Annotated in this window: 15 protein-coding genes and 3 pseudogenes; 1 reads left to right on the top strand and 17 read right to left on the bottom strand. The window is 39.1% G+C overall.

All coding sequences use genetic code 11. The features are described 5' to 3' along the window. Window positions 1–13: 13 nt before the first annotated feature. From cysW to BHE89_RS11065, 6 genes and pseudogenes are all read right to left on the bottom strand, one after another. Window positions 14–856: a sulfate/thiosulfate ABC transporter permease CysW gene (gene cysW / locus BHE89_RS11090; RefSeq protein ID WP_069367869.1), complete on the bottom strand. Its 843-nt coding sequence runs from the start codon at window positions 854–856 to the stop codon at window positions 14–16. Next, entirely contained in the window at window positions 856–1,689 is an 834-nt protein-coding gene (cysT, locus tag BHE89_RS11085) for a sulfate/thiosulfate ABC transporter permease CysT (protein ID WP_069367868.1), read from the bottom strand. The genes cysW and cysT overlap by 1 nt, the downstream gene beginning before the upstream one ends. Beyond that, window positions 1,689–2,711 (bottom strand): annotated as a pseudogene (cysP, locus tag BHE89_RS11080) (thiosulfate ABC transporter substrate-binding protein CysP). Before cysP ends, cysT begins: the two are co-directional and overlap by 1 nt. Before the next feature lie 236 nt (window positions 2,712–2,947). Next, window positions 2,948–3,844, bottom strand: coding sequence for a Dyp-type peroxidase (locus BHE89_RS11075; protein WP_069367866.1), 897 nt, complete (start codon window positions 3,842–3,844; stop codon window positions 2,948–2,950). A 141-nt stretch (window positions 3,845–3,985) separates the two neighbouring features. Further along, window positions 3,986–4,582, bottom strand: a complete 597-nt coding sequence (locus BHE89_RS11070) for an RpoE-regulated lipoprotein (RefSeq protein ID WP_248620732.1) — start codon at window positions 4,580–4,582, stop codon at window positions 3,986–3,988. 339 nt (window positions 4,583–4,921) lie between these two features. After that, entirely contained in the window at window positions 4,922–5,359 is a 438-nt protein-coding gene (locus tag BHE89_RS11065) for a GNAT family acetyltransferase (RefSeq protein WP_069368029.1), read from the bottom strand. A gap of 149 nt (window positions 5,360–5,508) precedes the next feature. Here BHE89_RS11065 and hemF point away from each other — a divergent pair. After that, window positions 5,509–6,403: pseudogene (gene hemF / locus BHE89_RS11060) on the top strand (oxygen-dependent coproporphyrinogen oxidase). An 89-nt stretch (window positions 6,404–6,492) separates the two neighbouring features. On the opposite strand, the gene BHE89_RS11055 reads toward hemF, so the two are convergent. The 11 genes and pseudogenes from BHE89_RS11055 to pbpC form a co-directional block, all read right to left on the bottom strand. Then, window positions 6,493–6,834, bottom strand: coding sequence for a hypothetical protein (locus tag BHE89_RS11055; protein WP_069367864.1), 342 nt, complete (start codon window positions 6,832–6,834; stop codon window positions 6,493–6,495). Between the two features lie 184 nt (window positions 6,835–7,018). Further along, window positions 7,019–8,509 (bottom strand): ribosome biogenesis GTPase Der, encoded by a 1,491-nt coding sequence (gene der / locus BHE89_RS11050; protein WP_069367863.1) that lies wholly within the window; start codon window positions 8,507–8,509, stop codon window positions 7,019–7,021. Window positions 8,510–8,628: 119 nt separating this feature from the next. Next, window positions 8,629–9,801: an outer membrane protein assembly factor BamB gene (gene bamB / locus BHE89_RS11045; protein WP_069367862.1), complete on the bottom strand. Its 1,173-nt coding sequence runs from the start codon at window positions 9,799–9,801 to the stop codon at window positions 8,629–8,631. A gap of 14 nt (window positions 9,802–9,815) precedes the next feature. Further along, window positions 9,816–10,436: a YfgM family protein gene (locus BHE89_RS11040; protein WP_069367861.1), complete on the bottom strand. Its 621-nt coding sequence runs from the start codon at window positions 10,434–10,436 to the stop codon at window positions 9,816–9,818. 10 nt (window positions 10,437–10,446) lie between these two features. Next, on the bottom strand, window positions 10,447–11,730 hold the full coding sequence (hisS, locus tag BHE89_RS11035; RefSeq protein ID WP_069367860.1) for a histidine--tRNA ligase: 1,284 nt from the start codon (window positions 11,728–11,730) through the stop codon (window positions 10,447–10,449). 121 nt (window positions 11,731–11,851) lie between these two features. Continuing rightward, the gene (ispG, locus tag BHE89_RS11030; protein WP_069367859.1) at window positions 11,852–12,973 is read right to left on the bottom strand and encodes a flavodoxin-dependent (E)-4-hydroxy-3-methylbut-2-enyl-diphosphate synthase; all 1,122 of its coding nucleotides are present in this window, start codon (window positions 12,971–12,973) and stop codon (window positions 11,852–11,854) included. 47 nt (window positions 12,974–13,020) lie between these two features. Next, window positions 13,021–13,989, bottom strand: a complete 969-nt coding sequence (gene rodZ, locus BHE89_RS11025; protein ID WP_069367858.1) for a cytoskeleton protein RodZ — start codon at window positions 13,987–13,989, stop codon at window positions 13,021–13,023. 74 nt (window positions 13,990–14,063) lie between these two features. Beyond that, complete coding sequence (locus tag BHE89_RS11020; RefSeq protein WP_069367857.1) at window positions 14,064–14,498, bottom strand: hypothetical protein; 435 nt, start codon at window positions 14,496–14,498, stop codon at window positions 14,064–14,066. 88 nt (window positions 14,499–14,586) lie between these two features. After that, on the bottom strand, window positions 14,587–15,768 hold the full coding sequence (locus BHE89_RS11015; RefSeq protein ID WP_069367856.1) for a bifunctional tRNA (adenosine(37)-C2)-methyltransferase TrmG/ribosomal RNA large subunit methyltransferase RlmN: 1,182 nt from the start codon (window positions 15,766–15,768) through the stop codon (window positions 14,587–14,589). 157 nt (window positions 15,769–15,925) lie between these two features. After that, window positions 15,926–16,352 (bottom strand): annotated as a pseudogene (gene ndk / locus BHE89_RS11010) (nucleoside-diphosphate kinase). 336 nt (window positions 16,353–16,688) lie between these two features. Continuing rightward, window positions 16,689–19,010, bottom strand: coding sequence for a peptidoglycan glycosyltransferase PbpC (gene pbpC, locus BHE89_RS11005; protein WP_069367854.1), 2,322 nt, complete (start codon window positions 19,008–19,010; stop codon window positions 16,689–16,691). Window positions 19,011–19,012: the final 2 nt, after the last annotated feature.

Raw genomic sequence — 19,012 nt, 5'->3', positions numbered from 1 at the left:
TAAGTCATGATGTTCATTGCTGACGGGCTAAATGCCATTGCAAAGCACTTTTAAACATTAAGGTGAAAATTGCCATCATCGCGAGTAATGCAGCCGCAGTAAATGCACCAACGGTATTGTAATCTTGATGCAGTAATTCAACTTGTAACGGTAGTGAATAAGTTTCGCCGCGAATCGCGCCAGATACCACAGAAACCGCACCAAACTCACCAATCGCTCTGGCGTTGGTTAATACCACTCCATATAACAATGCCCAGCGAATATTCGGTAATGTCACTCGCCAAAACATCTTCCAACCACTCGCGCCTAACAACACGGCGGCTTCATCTTCTTGGCTACCTTGGCTCATCATCACGGGTACCAGTTCTCTCACGACAAAAGGGCAAGTGACAAATACTGTCACTAATACCATACCCGGCCATGAAAACATAAGTTGGATATCAAATTGTGATAACCATTGCCCAGCCCAACCATTGCTACCGTAAAAAAGCAGATAGAGTAATCCAGCAACGACTGGGGACACGGCAAATGGAATATCAATCAATGTCATTAATAACTGACGCCCCGGAAAACGAAAGCGCGTAACCAGCCATGCCATGCTGACACCGAACAACATATTGATAGGTACAGTAATTACCGCGATGAGTACCGTTAACCAGACAGCATGTAACATATCGCTGTCTAATAAGTTCTCAGTAAATATTTCAACGCCTTTTGAAAACGCAGTCATAAAGATCCACGCAATAGGCACAACTAAAAATAAAATGGATAACACAACGCCTGTAAGGATTAATCCCCATTTGACCCAATCAATTTGGCGACGATATACCGAGCGTTGTTGCATAATATCTGACATCAATGCCCCCTCAAACGTTGACCAAATCGGCTTTGTAATCCATTAATTGAAAACAGTAAGACTAATGAAACAAGTAAAATCACAGACGCAACGGCACTTGCCGCAGGATAATCAAATTCTTGCAATCGAATAAAAATCATTAAAGAAACGACTTCGGTTTGCCATGCAATATTACCAGCAATAAAAATAACGGCGCCAAACTCACCTAAACTGCGCGTAAAAGAAAGTGCAGTTCCTGCTATGAGTGCTGGTGATAACTCTGGTAATACAACCTTACGAAAAGCCTGCCAACGACTCGCGCCTAACGTCTCAGCCGCTTCTTCATACTCTGGGCCTAACTCTTCAAGAACGGGCTGTACCGTTCTTACGACAAAAGGTAAGCTGGTAAAAGCCATAGCAACGGCAATACCAATCCATGTATTAATGACCTTGATATCAAATTTATCCAAGACAAAACCGTACCAGCCTTGTGTTGAAAAAAGAGTTGCAAGCGTCAAGCCAGCCACAGCCGTAGGTAAAGCGAAAGGCAGATCCATTAAGCCATCAAGTAGTTGTCTACCAGGAAAGCGGTACCGAGTCATGATCCACGCAAGCAACATACCAAAAATAGCATTAAAAATACTGGCAACGGCTGCGGCTAATAGTGTGACTTTATAAGCAGCCACAATTTGAGGATGCGTTATCACCGCCCAATATTGAGACCAACTCATATCAGAAAGTTGCACAACCAGCGCACTCATTGGTAACAGTAAGATCAAGCAGGTGTAAAACAGTGTTCCACCTAAACTTAATCCAAATCCTGGTAATACCCGTTTGCTGGTTGTGATAAACATTATTGACGTCCTTGCGCTAACAATTTATCTAGCATGCCATCTGTCGTGAAATGTGTTTTCATCACGTTATTCCAGTCACCAAATACCTCTTCAATCGTAAATAGTGACGTTGCTGGGAATTGTGCTGCTTTTTTACCCATAACAGATTTATCATTTACACGATAATTAAATTGCGTGATGATCTCTTGTGCTCTGGGACTGTATAAATAAGTTAGATAGGATTTTGCCAGTGTTTCGGTGTCATTACGCTGAACATTTTTATCAATCCAAGTAACCGGAAACTCAGCTAAGATATCAACAGGTGGTACAATCACTTGATATTCATCTTCTCCATATTGTTGACGAATATTATTAACTTCAGATTCAAAACTGATCAAAACATCCCCAAGTCCACGTTCAATAAAAGAGGTTGTTGCGCCACGGCCCCCTGTATCAAACACCTCAACATTCTTGAGAAATTTTTTTCATTGCTTCTTGTGTTTTTTTCATCATTACCATACGCTTTTTTCAAAAGCCCCCCACGCCGCTAAATAGGTATAACGACCATTACCCGATGTTTTAGGATTAGGGAAAACCACTTTGACATCTTCACGCGTTAAATCTTCCCATGAAGTAATGTTCTTTGGATTTCCTTTGCGTACTAAATATGCCATGGTGGAATAATAGGGAGAGCTATTATTGGGAAGTCGTTGTTGCCAATCAGCAGGAATTAATTTGCCTTTGTCATGTAGAATTTGCACATCTGTGACTTGGTTATAGGTCACTACATCTGCGGGTAAACCTTGCAATATTGCAAGTGCCTGCTTAGAAGATCCTGCATGCGATTGTTTTATGGTGACTTTGTCGTTAGGATGTTGAGCATCCCACTGTGTTTTAAAATCGCTATTTAGCTGTGTGAATAACTCTCTTGCGATATCGTAAGAGCTATTAAGTAATTGAGCCGCTCCTGCATAACTACTCACAACCAAAGACAATGCGGTGGTTGCTTGTAATGCAAACGTTCTGATTGTATTTTTCTTCATCAAAAGTATCCATCATTGTAAGTTTTATTCTAATGGTTACTCTATCGACTTTATTTATAACAGTGTAGTTAGCTTTTGTTATTTGATATGACTATAAGTTATTAAAAGTGAACAAAACTCAAACTAATTAATTAAATTTGCATCAATTATGCTTAATGTGAAAAAAATTCAGACAAAAATGCCCGCTTTTAAAGCAGGCATTTCATTAATAAACGGTATTTAGCACTAGATCATGATTACAGTGCTTTTAATACTTCATAAGAAGGTGCGAAGTAATAACTCCCTGTTACCGGTTTGCTCATACGTAATAGGTCGTCATGTTTGCCATCTAATTCACCAAACATGCTCAAAAGTTGCTGTTCGATGTTATATAAACGACCACAATAAGCTAAGAAATATAAACCATGTTTACCACTTGCAGTACCGTAAGGCAGGCTGTGACGTAAAATCGCTAACTCTTCACCCTCTTCTTCAATCACAACACGAGAAACGTGAGATGTCACATTACGCTCAGATTCATCAAGTTCAACACTGTCTTTTTTAGTGCGACCGATCATTTTCTCTTGGTCTGATTCACTAAAACGCGCCCATTTCTTCAGGTTGTGCTCATAACGTTGGACTAAAACATAACTACCACCAGCATCTACACCATCATTAATGAGTGCAACACCATAACGCTCATCATCTTGTGGATTTTCTGTACCATCAATAAAACCACTTAAATCGCGCTCTTCGATCCACCGGAAGCCATGAATTTCTTCTTCAACATTGATTGCACTACCAAAAGCAGCAATTGCGGCTTGTGCCAGTGAGAAATTCACATCATGACGCATAGATTGAATATGAATAAGAAGATCGCGCTGTGTTGCAGGCGCTAAACCTTTACCTAAAGGGCGAAAAGGTTTGAGCTCTGGTGCACTATTTTCATCGGAAAGTTTTTTCCAAAGATCGGAACCAAATGCAACAACTGCACCTAGTGATGCATCAGGAAATTGCTTTTGTAAATCAGATAATGATTGCATGAATTGCTGACATCCTTCACGCAGCGTTTCTAATTCGCCTACGACCATTGCTTCGATAAAAAGACCAAATTTACTATGTGCGACTAAAATGCCACTTTGTGCATGAGACATATTGCTTTCCTAATCAATAATCAAAACACCCAGAATAGTGTTGATTATATCGAATATTTTTTCCTGAAGATTTGCCTTTTAACAAAAATCGGACAGTCTAATTATAAAATATTCCTTGTTTTATAAGGAATAACGTGAAGATTATTTATTCTGCCAAATAATTTGTGTTAATGTCCAATTAGCTAAGACCTCATCAGGTGGCATTAATCCATCAGGACCATCCCATTGACCACTAAAGACATAACTTACTGATTTCGCTTCTGAAGATTGGCATAAAATCGTTCTCTGTTTTTCATCTTTAGGGCCTTTGCTACACGCACCAAATGCTTTCTTATAGATATCGTTAAATGGTGTACCTATCGTTGTCCCCCAATCCGTCCTTGCCTTGGCATCAAAAACGTTTATTTTCTCAACGGTACCTTTTTCTTTGCCATAGAAAGCCACTTTAACGTCATTATCTTCAAGCGCTTGGATTACAACAATAATATCACTACCTTGCATCTCCATACCGTCACGATAATTGAAGCTACCCCCTAGCTCATTTTTTATTTCACTTTCTGTTATTTTTGTTGAACTGGTGATATTTCCTAATCCATTGGCTGAAACAGTTAACGTATCATTTGAAAACCAATTCATTGGATTTAGTGCAGAAAAAGACATTCCTCCCATGGATGAACAGCCACTTAGTAGCAAAACGCTTGTGCTTAAACACAAGGGTAACCAAAATTTAGGCATCATTTGTTTCTCCGTTAAACTTTTTCGTCACACATTAAAATAAATACTGATGTTAATAAAGCACACCTTATCTTACTCTTTATATCGCCTCAATTATCAGGATAAAAACAGTCGCGATAAGCCAGCATAATAAAATATCTACTGATTTGATATTAGATAACCACATGAAAAGAAAGCCTAGTTACGACCATTAACATAACATTTCGTTCCACAAAAAAGGCAATATCGGATTTTACGCATAAAATAAGAAGCGCAAAGGGAAGAATAGAAACAAAGAAAAAGGAGATAAAAATAAAAGATAAGATAAATAACCCCTAAATATATCAGGGGTTTTAAACACAATTAAAGATCGAAATCCTGATCAACAATTAATCGCTTAGTATAAGTTGTGCTTTCTTGATTTTGATCTTCATACAATAATTTCTCAAACATGCAAATTGTTGCATCATTCTCTTCTGGTACAACCAATGTAATTTGAGGACATCCCTTCGCAATCAGCTTTTTTTCTAATCGAGAAATCAAGGCATTCGCAATGCCTCTTCCTCGAAAGTCTGGATGAACACCTAAATAATATAAAGAGCCACGATGACCATCGTATCCCCCCATGACACTTCCCACAATCTCACCAGCCACTTCTGCTATCAGAAATAAATCGGGAGAGTGATTTAGTTTTCTTTCAATATCAATTTCAGGATCGTTATCAGGCGATATCAAATCACAACGCTCCCAAAGTGTAACAATTGCCTCAAAATCGTCTTGGCGAAATACACGTATTTCCATGGTTTTGCCCATTATCGTTCACATAAATCTGAATTTATTATCGCTTGTTTGGTTTATGAATCAACTTGAAAATGAGAACATAGACAATATGAAGTTCTATTTTTAATAAATATGATAAAAATTGTAGGTTATTATGAGTTTTACCTGATATTCATCGCGTTAAAGAATTTTTTCTTATCACTACAAGATACGATCTGTCGCTCTCTTGAAAACATAGACCAAAAAGCAACTTTTCAGCAAGATAACTGGGAAAGAAAAGAAGGGGGAGGTGGCCGTACTCGTGTTTTAACCAATGGCGCCCTTTTTGAGCAAGCTGGCGTCAATTTCTCGCATGTTTATGGCGACACATTACCAAAATCAGCCACTGCACATCGTCCTGAATTAGCAGGACGGCGTTTTCAAGCTATGGGCGTTTCATTAGTTATTCACCCTCTTAATCCTTATATTCCAACTTCTCATGCTAATGTCCGTTTTTTTATTGCTGAGAAAGAAGGTGAAGATCCCGTTTGGTGGTTTGGTGGGGGCTTTGACTTAACACCTTATTATGGGTTTGAAGAAGACGTTATTCATTGGCACAAGGTTGCTAAATCAGTTTGCACGCCTTTTAGTGAAGATTATTACTCTCGTTATAAAAAATGGTGTGATGATTACTTTTATATTAAACACCGTAATGAACCTCGTGGTGTAGGTGGCCTTTTCTTTGATGATTTAAATACCCCAGATTTTGACCACTGTTTTGAGTTTGTCCAACACGTTGGACTTGGTTATCTTGATGCCTATTTACCTATTGTTGAAAAACGCAAATCAATGCCTTGGGGAGAGCGTGAACGCCAATTCCAACTCTATCGTCGTGGTCGTTATGTTGAATTCAATTTAGTTTGGGATAGAGGTACATTATTTGGTTTGCAAAGCGGTGGAAGGACTGAGTCAATTTTAATGTCTATGCCGCCTTTAGTTCGTTTTGAGTATGATTACTCTCCCGAACCAAATACTCCGGAAGCAAAATTATACAGTGACTTTTTGATCTCAAAAGAGTGGGTATAGAGTACTTAACTGATAAATGATAAAGCCATATTTCTAATGTGGCTTTATCATAATAGAACTAGATGATTAATAATAAATATTTTCTAAAATTAATTAAACAAAAAAGCCAGTAACCCTGTGACTTTATTCTTATTTTCCCACCCTTCAGCTCTCATACAAGTATTGAAATAATCTTTACGTTCCCATTCATTCACATCAGAAGGGAAAGAAGTACCGGCATTAGGAATATCTTTGCCATTGATACGCATTGGTGAAAATGGTGTCTGATTTGAAGTCACATATCTTGCGGGATATCGCGCTTTAGCTTCTTGCATACACACATTTTTAGCGATATCTAAAGGGGACGGATCGGTGGTTTTTGCTTGCCATTTTTCAGGAGTCGCACAGGCAGAAAGCGTAAAAATTAATGCAAGAATAAACAGTTTTTTCACAGTAATAACTCATTAAAGCAAATAGGAATCAATTGCATTTTAAATTATTATTTAAAATATTAAATTAATTTTTTATGAAATACGTAAAAGCAACTAGTCGTGGTGGCATTAAAATAACGAATTGGATCATAAATAAAAAAGCCACATCAAATGTGGCTTTTCACTAATAAGAATGTTAATTCTCTTATTTCGATTTCTTCAAGTGTGACATTAAACGCTTACGTTTACGCATTTGAGAAACGGTTAATTTATTTTTCTTATCCGCATAAGGGTTTTCACCCTCTTTAAATTGAATACGAATTGGCGTCCCCATCACTTGCAGAGTACGGCGAAAATAGTTCATTAAATAACGCTTATAGCTATCTGGTAAATCAGTTACCTGATTACCATGAATAACCACAACAGGTGGGTTATAACCACCGGCGTGAGCATATTTCATTTTTACACGGCGTCCACGAACAATCGGTGGCTGATGATCATCTTCTGCCATCTTCATGATACGAGTTAGCATAGAAGTCCCTACGCGACGCGTTGCACAGACATAAGCTTCTTGAATTGATTCAAAAAGATTACCCACGCCACTTCCATGTAATGCAGAAATAAAGTGAACACGTGCAAAGTCAACAAAGCCCAGTTTAAGATCAAGCATTGCTTTTACTTGCTCGCGATCATCTTGTGTCATACCATCCCATTTATTGACAGCAATGACTAATGAACGACCTGCATTCAGAATATAACCTAATAATGAAAGATCCTGATCTGAAATACCTTCTCGAGCATCAATAACCAGCAATGCAACGTTAGCATCTTCAATAGCTTGTAATGTCTTGATAACAGAGAATTTTTCTACTGTTTCTTTTACTTTACCGCGTTTACGAACACCCGCTGTATCGATAATGATATATTCTTTCTCATCACGTTCCATTGGGATATAGATACTGTCACGCGTTGTACCTGGCATATCGTAAACAACCACACGCTCTTCACCAAGCATACGGTTTGTCAGTGTTGATTTACCAACGTTAGGACGACCAACAATCGCTAATTTTACGGGTAATGTAGAAGGGTCGAAATCATCTTCTTCCTCTTCTAATGCTTTTGCTTCTTGCTCCGCTTCTAATGCAGCCCAATAAGCTGCATTTTCTTCTTCTTCAGTCAGCTCTAATTCTTCTTCTACTACTTTACCTGTAATCGGTAATAGTGCTTGTTCAATCAATTGAGCAACACCACGACCATGAGATGCCGCGATTGGGAAGATTTCACCTAATCCTAAAGAATAAAAATCAGCTAATGCAGTATCAATATCGATACCATCAGTTTTATTCGCCACTAAATATGTTTTTTTCTCAACACCTCGAAGGTGTTTTGCAATACCTTGGTCTGCTGGCATCAAACCTGCACGAGCATCAACTAAAAACAGTACAATGTCGGCTTCTTGAATAGCCTGTAGTGATTGTGATGCCATATGGGTTTCAACCCCCTCTTCAGCACCATCAATACCACCGGTATCAATAATAATAAATTCTTCGCCTTCTAACTCTGCTCGACCATATTTACGGTCACGGGTGAGGCCTGGAAAATCGGCAACTAATGCGTCTCTTGTGCGTGTTAGTCGATTAAATAACGTGGATTTACCCACGTTAGGGCGCCCTACTAAGGCAATAACGGGTATCATTTTTTGATGCCTCATAAAAATACAATCACGAAACTGATTGTATTTTACATGTAATTACTAAAAAGACGAAACGGCTACCTTTAAAGGAGCGTAAAATAAATAGATTTGTCAGCAATTAATTACCGACTATAAAGATAAAGCTTACCATCTCGAGCTTGGATCATCAGTTTATCTTGCACGGCCTGAGGGCGGCTTAATAAGCCTGAACTATTCACTTGGTTTTGAGCAATAAATTTACCTGTGTTGGTATCAATCCAATGGAGATAACCTTCTGCATCACCAACCACTAAATAGCCATCAAAAATGGCCGGAGCAGTTAAATTGCGATGCAATAAATCATCTTGTGTCCATAATGTCACACCATCAGATTTACGAACAGATAACACTCTGTCATTTTGGTCAACAAGGTAAAGATTATCCCCCAACAGCACCATATCATTGACTGAGCCTAATTCACGTTTCCAAAGAATTTGTCCAGAACGCATATCAAGGCTAACTAAATTACCGTTATACGCCATTGCATAAACCGTATTTTCATCAATAATCGGAGTGATATCCACATCATTTAGTCGGCTAATTTCAGTAGAGCCTTTAATTTGTGAAATATTTTGTTGCCAAATCAATTGACCTTGAGAAAGAACAACGGCACTGACGCGTCCATTATCTGCACCAATAATAGCTGCACCATAAGCGACAGCGGGTGCAGACTCACCACGCAGAGATAATGATGGGGTTTCTAAGTTAATAGTCCAAGAAATCTCACCACTTAATAAGTCGAGTCCTTGCAACATACCATTACTGGTATGAATAAGAACTAAACCATCACTAACAACTGGTTTTGAAATAGCTTCACCAGCAACATCTGTTTCCCAATCAATTGAGCCATCTTCAGTGTTCAGTGCATATACTTTCGCTTTTTCAGTTCCCACAAAAACGCGAGTACCTGAAACTGTTAACCCACCAGAAAGTAATGCAGACTCATTGGATGAAAGAAAACCTGTTTTAATAGAGAGATCTTGCGACCAAAGTTCTTTACCTGTTTCTACATCTAAAGCCTTAACTAAACCATGGCGATCAGCGACATAAACAACTGCGCTATCCCATGTTGGTGACAAGTGAGAATAGTATTTACCAATACCATTTCCAACTGATTTGTCCCAAACCGCTTTAGGTGTAAATTGGTTTTGCACCTCAGGCAATGGAGACATTGTCACATTATCCTGTTCACTAGAACATCCTGCCAACAAAGCAGATGCTAGTAGACCAACCAGGAGAGTTTTACGCAGTTGCATGTCTGAAGATCCCTTTAATTGGATAAATTATTAAGTTTAAGTTCAACCAGTGAGCGAATAGCTCCCGCATTTTCATCAGTTAATGCGCTACGATAAGCGGTTGCTGCACCTGCGTTATCGCCTTTTTTCGCTAAGACATCACCACGGATATAATTTTTCATTCCATTCCATGCTTTGCTTTTCACTTGTTCTAACGAAACTAAAGCTGCATCTGTTTTATCTAATGCTAATTGTACGCGAGCTAAGCGAAGATTAAGCATATCTGCAAATGCGTCATTCTTTACTTTTGCCACAGCATTAGTGAGATGACGTTCACCACTGACTAAGTCATTAGCATCGATAGCGATTTGAGCTAGCTCTAATGAAGCTAAAGCGCCATAAATATCATTCGTTTCAGTAACAAACTTTTCAGCTAATGCAATATTTTCAGGCGTAGGTTTAGCAAGCGCCTCACTGACCGTTGCAAAAGCACCTGCACTTTCTTGCAGACGATTTGTTTGGTGTGATTGCCAATATTTCCAACCAAACACACCACCAAAACCAATAACAGCGGCTAAAACAATAGTTAAACCATAGTTTTTAAAGAACTGCTTAATTGCATCAACTTGTTCGTTTTCGGTGCTATAAACTTCCACAAGTCTCTCCTTAACCTAATAACAGAGTCAATTGCTGAGCTAACTCATTGCGAGCAACGATTGTTTGTTCCCCTGAACGCAAATCTTTTACTGCAACAGTGCCTGCATTAATTTCATCTTCGCCTAAAATCAGCGCAATTTTAGCGCCTTGTTTATCAGCACGTCCTAACTGCTTTTTAAAATTACCATTACCATGATTCGTCATTAAACGTAATGTTGGTAATTGATCACGAATTTCTTCAGCCAGTATTAATGCTGCACTTTGACTCTTTTCACCAAATGAAGCGAGGTAAACATCAGCGACATTAGTATCAGCGACAAATTCAGGGTTAACCGCTTGAACTAATAAGATCATGCGCTCCATCCCCATAGCAAAGCCAACTGCGGGTGTTGGATGTCCACCCAATTGTTTCACTAGACCATCATAACGTCCACCCGCACACACTGTTCCTTGTGAACCTAATGCGCTAGTGACCCACTCAAAGACAGTACGGTTATAATAATCTAAACCACGCACTAAACGCTGATTAACACGATATGTAATACCAACCGCGTCTAATAAGGCGCAAAGACCATCAAAGTGCGCTCTTGATTCGTCATCAAGATAATCGAAAAGTTCAGGCGCATCATTCAATAAAGTCTGAATTTCTGGATTTTTTGAGTCTAAAACACGTAATGGATTAGAATACATACGACGTTTGCAGTCTTCATCTAACTTATCTACATGCTGCTCTAAGAAAGTGACTAATGCTTCACGATATTTAGCACGCGCTTCTAATGAACCAATAGAGTTAAGTTCTAATGTGACGTGTTCTGCAATACCTAACGCTTTCCACCAGCGCGCGGTTAGCATAATTAATTCTGCATCAATATCTGGACCTTGTAGACCAAAAACCTCTGCACCTAACTGGTGGAATTGACGATAACGACCTTTTTGAGGACGTTCATAACGGAACATTGGTCCTAAATACCATAAACGTTGTTCTTGATTATAAAGCAAACCATGCTCGATACCGGCACGAACACAACCTGCTGTATTTTCTGGACGCAATGTTAGACTTTGGGCATCTTCACCACGATCGGTAAAAGTATACATTTCTTTTTCAACAACATCGGTCACTTCACCAATTGCTCGCTGAAATAGAGGGGTATGCTCTACGATAGGTGTTCTGATTTCACTAAAGCCGTAACCCGCTAAAATTTGTTTTAGCGTATTTTCAATTTTCTGCCACACACGAGTGTCAGCAGGTAGATAGTCGTTCATACCACGAATGGCTTGGATTTTTTGTGCCACTTTTCTTCTCTAATAGTTATTAATTGATTGTTAGGCTGATTATAGAAGCGAAATCAATCAGTATTCAATGTGAAATCAATAGTAAAACTGCTCATCGATTAATGAGCCAGTTTTTTGAGCATTATTTGTCCAATTGATTTATGTTTATGCGCATACTGTCATCAAGCATTGATGCTTTAGCACGAATTTTCGCTTCTAATAAATCAATCATATTAACGTTATCAAGGCGCTCTTTTTGTCTTACACCATCTTCATAAAAACCACTGCGTGTTTTAGCGCCTGTTACACCTAATGTCGAAACTTCAGCTTCACCTGGTCCATTAACAACACAGCCAATAATAGAAACATCCATAGGTGTGATGATATCTTCCAAACGTTGCTCTAATTCATTGACGGTACCAATAACATCAAATTCTTGACGAGAACATGTTGGACAAGCAATAAAGTTAATTCCGCGAGAACGAATACGTAAGGATTTGAGAATATCAAAACCGACTTTAACTTCTTCTACCGGATCAGCGGCTAATGAGATCCTTAATGTATCACCGATACCTTCTGATAATAAGATCCCAAGACCAATCGCAGATTTGACAGATCCCGCTCTCGCACCACCTGCTTCAGTGATCCCTAGATGCAATGGTTGATCTATTTTTTTTGCTAACAAACGATAAGAATCAACGGCGAGGAAAACATCAGAGGCTTTCACACTGATTTTAAATTGTTCAAAATTCAGCTTATCAAGGATATCTACATGGCGCATTGCTGATTCAACTAACGCTTCTGGTGTCGGCTCGCCGTATTTCTCTTGAATATCTTTTTCAAGTGAACCGCCGTTTACGCCAATACGAATAGGAATATTGTTGTGACGAGCACAATCAACAACTTGGCGAATACGTTCTTCACTACCAATATTACCCGGATTGATACGCAAACAATCGACACCATATTCAGCGACTTTTAATGCGATACGATAGTCAAAATGAATATCAGCGACTAAAGGTACATTAACTTGTTGCTTGATTAATTTGAATGCTTCCGCGGCATCCATTGTAGGTACAGAAACACGAACAATATCCACCCCTACACGTTCCAGCGATTTTATCTGGCGAACAGTCGCTTCTACGTCTGTCGTTCGTGTATTCGTCATCGATTGTACGGCGATAGGAGCGCCATCGCCAATAGGTACATTGCCCACATAAATTCGTGTCGATTTGCGACGAATAATCGGTGATTCTTTATGCATTGATTAATTCTCCCATGCTTCCATGCTTGCTCAAATGTATAGTCAGATTAAGCGCTCGGTACTGTTATCTTTGCTATTTTTCCAGTAAAACGGCTTAAATCAACAGATTCACCATTAAACTGTAAGCGAGTAACAGAAGGTGCGCCTATTTTTAGTTTATAAGGTTGCTCACCATCAAATTCCAAACGATCACCCGCTTTCTTAATACCATTAAATAAGACTTTATTTTGAGCATTACGAACTTCTAACCAACATTCACCATCAAACATAAGAACCAATTGATTTGCGATAGCAGGCACTTCTGATGAAGGAGATTCTTCTGTAGAATTTGCTCGAGATGTTGTTGATGTTGTTAAAGGTGATACAGGTAATGGAACCGTTCTCACTTCTTTAGGTGCTGGTGACGTTGTTTCAGTCGTTGGTGATGTAGCAACATTATCCGCCTGATTATCAACTAGTGGCGACACAGGTGCTTGTAAATTATCACCTTCAGATGTTGGCGTATTATCTAAGGTTGCTAAAGGAGAATCTATCGTGTTGGTGTTCTCTTGTGTACTATTTTGCCCTATGTCTTGAGATGCCATAGAGACCAATTCTTGTTGATCAGCCTGATGACCTTGCCACCACCAAACGCCTACCAGTGCAACCATCACAATCAAAATTACCCATGTGATTTTCATCAGCCAACCTTCACGTTTTTTATGACGTTTGCCCAATGAGTAATTTTGTGTGGATGTCATTCTAATTTGTTTCACAGGCGCTTGCTGGTCGATAAAACCAAGGATCTCTTTTTCAGGAACGCCGACTAATTTAGCGTAAGAACGCATATATCCGCGTAAAAATGTTGGTGCAATATCAGAAGAAACTGAGTCTGTTTCAATTTCGCGAACTGTCGATAACTTCAAACAAAGTCGATCAGCAACAGTTTGTTGTGTTAGCCCCACCTTTTCTCGTGCCTGGCGTAAAAGTTGACCTGCTGTTAATTTCACTTCTTCGGTTTTGTTTTCAGTATTCATTAGCAATCTAGGCACTGTGGCTATTGGATGTTTAACATTGATGAACTCGCAAAAGCACAAAGTACTTTAACGTATCACCGCGAATTTTTTGATATTTTATTATCACTTTGCTGACAGACCAAATAATCTGGCGGTATATCCTCAATTAACACACTATTATTGTTTAATAGTTTTTGTTCACAAAGGAAATTACCATAAAGCCTTAATACATTAACATTTACTGGCTTCGAGTTCATCGCTAATTTGTAATAATCTAACGCTTGAATAGAATTTCCCAATAACTGCGATGTTAACGCCATTCCTAAATTTGCATCAGGGTGATTTGGCATCACTGATAACACTTTTTGAAAATGGTATTGCGCTATTTGATATTGTCTTTCAGCGAGATAAGCCTCACCTAATTGTAAACGTGCAGACACTGCAACACGTTGTTGATTGGCTGATGATTGACAACCGAGTGTCAACAACATCAAGCCAATAGTTATAACTACTGATGATATCCTTATCATCGTTTTATTCCTCAAATAGAGTCATCCTTGCTCTCTCTACATTGTAATTATGTAATACGCATCACAAAGAAAGAGATATCCAACTGTATCAGACTGCTTTTACTGAAATTAGTTCACCCTGTTGGCGTTTTTTCAGTGTACGTTTTGTACGGTCAATAACATCACCTGCTAATTGTCCACAGGCCGCATCAATATCATCACCACGCGTTTTACGTACAATTGTCGTAAAGCCATATTCCATTAATACTTTAGAGAAACGGTCAATACGACTATTAGAACTACGTCCATATGGTGCGCCTGGGAACGGATTCCATGGAATTAAGTTAATTTTACACGGCGTGTCTTTTAAAAGCTCGGCTAATTGATGAGCTTGATCTGTGCTGTCATTAATATGATCCAGCATGACATATTCAATAGTCACTCGACCTTGATTTGCGTTTGATTTAGCAATGTAACGGCGAACACCTTCAAGAAACATTTCAATATTATATTTCTTGTTAATTGGAACGATTTCATCACGAATTTCATTCGTTGGTGCATGTAATGAAATTGCTAAAGCCACATCAACAGCGTCACCTAATTTATCTAATGCAGGTACAACACCGGATGTAGAAACCGTGACTCGACGTTTAGAGAGACCAAAACCAAAATCATCCATCATGATTTCAAGTGCTGGAATAACATTATTTAAATTCAGTAATGGCTCTCCCATTCCCATCATAACGACGTTAGTAATAGGACGACGACCGGTCTCTTTTAGTGAGCCAATAATTTTAGCGGCACGCCAAACTTGACCAATAATTTCCGATACTTTCAAGTTGCGGTTAAAACCTTGCTGTGCAGTTGAACAGAACTTGCACTCTAAAGCACAACCAACTTGTGAAGAAACACATAATGTTGCGCGGTCATCTTCTGGGATATACACAGTTTCTACTTGTTGATCGCCAACTTTAATTGCCCATTTAATCGTGCCATCAGTTGAACGTTGTTCTTCAGAAACTTCAGGTGCTTTAATTTCAGCAATTTCTTTTAATTTATTGCGTAACACCTTATTGATATCTGTCATTTGATCAAAATCGTCATAACAGTAGTGGTATATCCACTTCATAATTTGGTCAGCACGGAAAGGTTTTTCGCCCATCGAGACAAAAAGCTCACGCATCTGTTTACGATTTAAATCTAACAGATTAATTTTAGTTTTTGGATTCACAGTATTTTCTTTAGAAACAGCGACAGAAGCGCTTGGCGCTGGAGTGGTAGATTGGGTCATGACATTGCCTCGTTGTTACACTATGCGGCCTGCATTAGCATTGATGCTAATGGGATACTTATATATTTGTATAATAAAATAATAATAAAAAAACGCCCTGTTAATTATCAAACAGGGCGTCGCATTGTACTGTTTTTCGCGTAGAGATGCTAATAAATTAGCGCGCGCAAATTTCGTTTTCAGTGAAGAAGTATGCGATTTCACGGGCAGCAGAAGCTTCTGAATCTGAACCGTGTACCGCATTTTCAGTAAAGCTATCAGCGTAGTCCGCACGTAATGTACCCGCTAATGCGTTGTCTGGATTAGTTGCCCCCATCAGATCACGGTGACGTTGAATCGCATTTTCACCTTCTAACACTTGAACCATAATTGGGCCAGAAGTCATAAATTCAACTAGACCATCAAAGAAAGGACGACCTTTGTGTTCCTCATAAAAGCCTTCAGCTTGTTCGCGCGTTAAATGCAACATTTTAGCACCAATGATGCTAAAGCCTGCACTTTCAAAACGATGATAGATAGCACCGATAACATTTTTTTTTCACTGCGTTTGGTTTAATAATAGAAAATGTGCGCTGAATAGCCATGTCTTACCTCTAAATTATTTTATTAACAATAACTTTTGTTATCTCTTTTATCGCAGATCATGGAAAAACGAATCAAAAACCGCATTCCCTGCAAAAATAGGGCTCGATTATAGGAGGATAAAAATGAATTGCACAGATTGAATATCCTTTTTTTTTAAAAAACTGTGGCAAAAAAGTTATAAATTTATCGATCTAATCACATTTTTGACGTTTTCCATGTTCAAACTTTGAAAACAGGAACAAAAAAGAACCGAGATAAGGCTCAATAAATCGCCTCTTTATCTTTATTAAAAAGAACCTATTTTACTCAGTTCTCGTTTATTTCATCGCGTTAGTTTAACGAAATATAAAATTAACCATATCCGTTTGACCGCTTAAATCAAGTACTGAAAGTTGATATTTACCTCGTTTTTCTAATAAATAAGAGAATGTTTCTCCGTTTTCTGTTTTACCTATTTGCTCACCATTTAAAAACCACCATTGCATCCCACTTCCACCTTGCGTGGAAACGGTTATTTCGAGATTGGTTTCACCAGGTAATGGCCTTAATAAATCGTCCGTACGGATGCCCGAGATAAACAAAGGAATGATATCTTCTTTAATGGGCGGGCAAGTTTCAGAAATCGGCGGCAGTCGTTTTGATCTGCGCTCTTTTTCAGGCAACCATGCTTCTAATGCTATCGGCCATAAAGCAATATCTTTTAACTCTGCATTAGGGCAATTAGGTCCAGTACGCTTACCTTGATTATCTAACCAAATTTTTTCGTTGATCCCCAAAATACCTTCTTGATTGTCATTTAATAAAGTTGGCGGAATGGTGTTATCTAAAATCCAGCTTCGGCGACTGACTCTACAATTACTATCTTCTTTAGGTAATGCTTTACCTGTCGGCCAACAAATTGTTGCAGCTGTTACACTATTAGGACGTAAATCTGTCGGTGGTCTTTGTTTATTTTGATAGAAATAGCCTGTTAATAAGTTATTAACCTGATTCATAATAGGGACCGCAGTCGCAAAGCCAAATTGCCCTGCAACAGGTGTTCCATCAGGTCTGCCCACCCAAACACCAATAGTATAGCGAGCATTCACACCAATAGACCACGCATCCCGATAACCATAACTTGTCCCTGTTTTCCAAGCCAAAGGAACAACGGGTGAAATAGCACTATCTGGGCGAGGTCTGGCTTCTCCGGCTAATATGCGTCTAATAATCCATGCGGATCCTTGTGACATCAACACTCGGTTTTCTATTATTTGTTCCGGCTTAAAACGTAACGGTGCTGTTTTACCTTGCCTTGCTAATGCACTAAAGGCGGAAACAAGCTCATCCATTCGTGTTGCTGTTCCACCTAAGATCAACGCTAAATTTGGCTCTGAGCCATAAGGAAAGCGCATTTCAAGATGGTTATGACGTAATTTTGCTGCAAATTTCTTTGCACCATACACTTCAATAAGTTGTACCGCTGGCAAATTTAAAGATCGGCTTAATGCTTCACTGGCACTGACCGCACCATTAAAATCAGAATCAAAATTACCAGGACGATAATTATCAAAACGACGAGGAACATCTTGTAACAGTGATTCTGCATGAATAAGCCCTTCATCTAATGCAAGTGCATAAATAAATGGCTTTAATGTTGATCCTGGCGAGCGCCATGCACTGATCATATCGACATGACCAAAGCGCGAATTGTCATTAAAATCGGCAGAACCGACATACCCCTTCACACTCATATCTGTATGATCAACAACTAGGATGGCTAAGGATGTTTTATCCGCTAATTGATACTTCCATTGATTCGCAATATCTTCGAGTTGTCGTTGAATATTAATATCAATCGTTGTTGTAATAACAGGTTCTCGCTTTTCGTTATACATACGACGAGCCAGCAATGGTGCTAATTGCGGTGTTTGCCTTGGTGCTAATAAAATCTGCTCTTCTTTGATTTCATCAACTTTTTCTTGTGGCCATATTAGATACTCTGCCAGCCTATCTAATACTTTATCTCTGGCTGCTTGAGCTCGTTCAGGGTATCTATCTGGGCGTAAACGGCTTGGCGCTTGTGGTAATACTGCCATTAATGTCGCCTCACCAGCAGATAAATCAGCAGGTGATTTGCCTAAATAAGCCCAACTTGCTGCACCAATACCTTCTAACGTACCGCCAAAGGGTGCTCTATTGAGGTAAATCTCTAAGATTTCATCTTTTGAGTAATACCACTCTAACTGCAAGGTGCGCCAAAGCTGTTTGATTTTGCCCCCTAAAGTTCGAGAATGAGGGTCAATAAGACGAGCTACTTGCATTGATAACGTGCTTCCGCCTGAGACGATCCTCCCTGAACTTAGATCTTGCCAAGCCGCACGTAATATCGCCATCGGATTAACACCAGGATGTTGATAAAACCAGCGATCTTCATAAGTAATTAAAGCCTGTAAATATTCAGGAGAAACATCTGCAAGTTTGACATGATAACGCCACACCCCTTCTTTATCGGCAAAGCGCCAAAGAGGTGTGCCATCTTGCGCTGTAACAATAGTCGCGATTTGAGGTTCAGGATCAGGGAGTGGCCAAATTTTATCTGCAGCCCAGATTAAAATAGGCGTTGCTAACAAAAAAATAATGATAACAGCAATAAGCCGTTTATATCCTAGTTTCATTC

The sequence above is a fragment of the Shigella sp. FC1967 genome, from assembly GCF_001743005.1.
GTDB lineage: Bacteria > Pseudomonadota > Gammaproteobacteria > Enterobacterales > Enterobacteriaceae > Proteus.
Note: the sequence above shows the minus strand (reverse complement) of the source record. Positions and strands in the feature narration are given on the sequence as shown.

Bases quoted from the DNA above. Each gene is read 5' to 3' on its own strand.
- cysW (WP_069367869.1), bottom strand. From the start codon at position 856: ATGTCAGATATTATGCAACAACGCTCGGTATATCGTCGCCAAATTGAT.
- cysT (WP_069367868.1), bottom strand. From the start codon at position 1,689: ATGTTTATCACAACCAGCAAACGGGTATTACCAGGATTTGGATTAAGT.
- BHE89_RS11075 (WP_069367866.1), bottom strand. From the start codon at position 3,844: ATGTCTCATGCACAAAGTGGCATTTTAGTCGCACATAGTAAATTTGGT.
- BHE89_RS11070 (WP_248620732.1), bottom strand. From the start codon at position 4,582: ATGATGCCTAAATTTTGGTTACCCTTGTGTTTAAGCACAAGCGTTTTG.
- BHE89_RS11065 (WP_069368029.1), bottom strand. From the start codon at position 5,359: ATGGAAATACGTGTATTTCGCCAAGACGATTTTGAGGCAATTGTTACA.
- der (WP_069367863.1), bottom strand. From the start codon at position 8,509: ATGATACCCGTTATTGCCTTAGTAGGGCGCCCTAACGTGGGTAAATCC.
- bamB (WP_069367862.1), bottom strand. From the start codon at position 9,801: ATGCAACTGCGTAAAACTCTCCTGGTTGGTCTACTAGCATCTGCTTTG.
- ispG (WP_069367859.1), bottom strand. From the start codon at position 12,973: ATGCATAAAGAATCACCGATTATTCGTCGCAAATCGACACGAATTTAT.
- rodZ (WP_069367858.1), bottom strand. From the start codon at position 13,989: ATGAATACTGAAAACAAAACCGAAGAAGTGAAATTAACAGCAGGTCAA.
- BHE89_RS11020 (WP_069367857.1), bottom strand. From the start codon at position 14,498: ATGATAAGGATATCATCAGTAGTTATAACTATTGGCTTGATGTTGTTG.
- BHE89_RS11015 (WP_069367856.1), bottom strand. From the start codon at position 15,768: ATGACCCAATCTACCACTCCAGCGCCAAGCGCTTCTGTCGCTGTTTCT.
- pbpC (WP_069367854.1), bottom strand. From the start codon at position 19,010: ATGAAACTAGGATATAAACGGCTTATTGCTGTTATCATTATTTTTTTG.